The 3114-nt window shown below is 59.8% G+C and carries 1 protein-coding gene and 3 pseudogenes; 3 read left to right on the plus strand and 1 reads right to left on the minus strand.

The window, feature by feature from the left end; all coding sequences use genetic code 11:
• Window positions 1–118: 118 nt before the first annotated feature.
• The 3 genes and pseudogenes from D0Z70_RS24240 to istB form a co-directional block, all read left to right on the plus strand.
• Window positions 119–325, plus strand: a pseudogene (locus D0Z70_RS24240) (transposase); the annotation flags it as partial.
• A gap of 220 nt (window positions 326–545) precedes the next feature.
• Window positions 546–1401: pseudogene (locus D0Z70_RS24245) on the plus strand (Mu transposase domain-containing protein); the annotation flags it as partial.
• Between the two features lie 13 nt (window positions 1402–1414).
• Entirely contained in the window at window positions 1415–2155 is a 741-nt protein-coding gene (gene istB, locus D0Z70_RS24250; RefSeq protein ID WP_119750766.1) for an IS21-like element helper ATPase IstB, read from the plus strand.
• A 107-nt stretch (window positions 2156–2262) separates the two neighbouring features.
• Here the strand turns inward: istB and D0Z70_RS24255 are convergent.
• A pseudogene (locus D0Z70_RS24255) lies at window positions 2263–2843 on the minus strand (IS5 family transposase); the annotation flags it as partial.
• Between the last annotated feature and the right edge of the window lie 271 nt (window positions 2844–3114).

A 3114-nucleotide genomic window follows, 5' to 3' on the forward strand; every position in this document is an offset into this window, starting at 1 on the left:
GAACCCGGGCAGACCCACCCCGCAAGGGGGCGACATCATCTCGGAATCAGGGGGCGACTATTTCTCGGAACATGGGGGCGGCATCAATTCGGAATGAGGGGGCGGCTTGCCTCGGAATCAGCAAACAGATGTCGTTATCCCGCCCAAGCGTAATCGAAAGACGCAACGGTACTACGACAGCGAACTCTACAAAGAGCGCAATCGCGTCGAGCGCTTCTTCGCCAAACTCAAGCAGTTCCGACGGGTGGCAACCCGATACGACAAGCTGCTCGCCAACTTCATGGGCTTCGTCAAACTCGCTGCCATCGCTATATGGCTCCGATAGTTAAATCGTCACCACGACCTAAGTCGCGGACAGGCATTTCATTAAATACGGGACAGTGATTCCGCTAAATCCCGGACAGGGTTTGGGACGGGATCAAGGTTAGGCTTTGTGATGCGCCGCTCTGGCATTGTTGCTCCTCATCGTTGCGATGGGAGGGGTGATGCCAAGGCGGAAGCAGACGAGACGAACCGACGTGAAAGACATGCGATCGATCCTCCGGCTGGCAGCCCATACGCGCGCGCTGTCGATGTTCGGTGGTGCGCCCGCGTTGTTCGTGCCCGACAATGCCAAGGTCGCGGTCATCAAGGCATGCCTGTACGATCCTCAGGTCAACCGCAGCTANCGGACGCCTTCGGCGTCGGACCTTCTTCAGCCTGACCGAGCTCAACGCAGCAATCGCCGAACTCTTGATGGAGCTCAACGATCGGCGCGTGTTGCGCCGTGTCGGGCAAACGCGACGCCAGCTCTTCGAGGAGATCGACCGCCCGGCGTTGAAGCCGCTGCCAGCACAGCCTTATGTTTATGCCGAATGGCGGCGCAGGCGCGCAGGGCTCGATTACCATGTCGAGATCGAGCGGCATTACTACTCAGTGCCATACCGCTTCGCACGAGAGGCCGTAGAGGCACGTATCACTGCTGCGACCATCGAGCTGTTCCACAAAGGGGAGAGGATCGCTGCGCACATGCGCGGATCGGGCAATGGTCGCCACACAACGATCCCGGAGCATATGCCCTCGTCTCACCGTCGCTTCGCCGACTGGACCGTGGAGCGGATCGCGCGCGATGCAACTGCCATCGGGCCGTGCACGGCATTGCTGTGTGAAAAGATACTGGTCGAACGCCGTCATCCCGAACAGGGCTTCCGGGCCTGTCTGGGGATCATGCGCATGGCGCGCAGCTTCGGACGCGAACGTGTGGAAGCTGCGTGTTCGCGCGCGCTGGATATCGGCGCGCGTACCTACGGCTCGGTCAGATCGATCCTCGACAACAATCTCGACCAGATCCCGTCCTCGCGTCCGGTTGAGAGCCCGCCGGTCGATCATCCGAATATCCGAGGCTCACGCTATTACCACTGAAAGGAACATAACGATGCTTGCACATCCAACTCTCGATAGGCTGACCGCAATGGGGCTGGTCGGCATGGCCAGGGCGTTTGACGAACTTGCTGCCAACACCGAAGCAGATAGTCTGACCCATCCTGAATGGCTGGCCCTCCTGCTCGATCGCGAATGGGGCTTCCGCCATGATCGCAAGCTCTCCGCCAGGTTACGGTTCGCGAAGTTGCGGCATCAGGCATCCCCGGAGGATATTGATTATCGAAGCGCTCGCGGGCTGGATCGCGCATTGCTGGTAAAGCTGGTCGCAGGAGACTGGATCGGCGCGCACGACAATCTGGTGATCACCGGGCCCACCGGCGTCGGCAAAAGCTGGCTCGCCTGCGCGCTCGGGCACAAGGCCTGTAGAGACGATCGCTCAGTTCTCTATCAACGTGTTCCCAAGCTGTTCGCCAGCCTCGCCCTCGCGCGGGGCGACGGTCGTCACGAACGCTTCCTGCGCAAGCTCGGCAGTGTTCAACTCCTGATCCTGGACGACTGGGGCCTTGAACCACTCGACGCGCTCGCCCGCCACGATCTGCTCGAAATCCTGGAAGAACGCTATGGACGTCGCTCAACCATCGTGACCAGTCAGCTTCCCGTGACCAGTTGGCATCAGGTGATCGCGGACCCCACATACGCCGACGCGATCCTCGACCGCCTGGTTCACAATGCACATCGCCTTGACCTCGATGGCGACAGCATGCGGCGCTCAAAAGGCAATCGACCCGCTTGACGTAGGCTTCAAACCAAACAACAACGATCATTGCCGACAAGGCCACGCTCCGGGGGCGACATCATCCCGGAATTAAGGGGCGCGATCATCTCGGAAACGAGGGGCGGCTTCGTCGGAAGCAGCACTGTTCCAGCTTTTTCGATCCTGTGGCACAAATGATCAGCGTCATAGCCCTTGTCAGCGAGGATGGCCTGCGCTTCGAAGCCGTCGATGAGGTCGTGTGCCAGAGCGATGTCATTGCGTTGTCCCGGTGATCCGATCAGGCGGATCGGAAGGCCCAGCGCCTCCGTCGCGGCATGGATCTTTGTGCTCAGTCCACCGCGAGACCTACCCAGGCCTTGGGCATCCGCCCCCCTTTTTCCTTGCGCGCACCCGCTGCGTGCTGATGGGCGCGTACGATGGTGCTGTCGATCATCAGCCATTCAAGATCGGCCTCACGCGCCAGCACCAACAGCATCGCGTCGAGAACGCCCATCTCGATCCAGCGGTAATAGCGCCGTTTTACCGAACGATAGTCGCCGAGCCGTTCTGGCAGATCGCGCCAACGCCCACCCGAACGCGCCATCCACAGCAGCGCATCCAGAAATTTCCGGTTGTCGGTGCGCGGTCCACGCTTGCCCTTGGTTCCGCCCGGCACGAACCCCTTAATCCGTTCCCATTGATCATCCCGAAGCGCGTCGCAATCCATCGCTGATCTCCAAAAATCAGCCTTGAATCCGATTTTAGATCGCTTGGGAATCCCAAATCCTTAAATCATCACCACGCCCTAGTGAAATCACTGTCCGGGATTTTCCGAAACACGCAGCCAGCTATGCACAAAAGCGAACTTCACGGCCTTTGGCTCGCGAAGAACTGCGTGGCCTTCCTAAGAAACAGCCATATCAGGCTCCCCAGGCATTTCGTGCAGGATGAAGCCGAAGGCCTTGGCGCGGCGCTGCAGATTTCCGATCACCCGACTG

Source organism: Sphingobium terrigena, assembly GCF_003591655.1.
GTDB lineage: Bacteria > Pseudomonadota > Alphaproteobacteria > Sphingomonadales > Sphingomonadaceae > Sphingobium > Sphingobium terrigena.

Coding starts and splice junctions, on each gene's coding strand:
- istB (WP_119750766.1), top strand. CDS start 1,415: ATGCTTGCACATCCAACTCTCGATAGGCTGACCGCAATGGGGCTGGTC.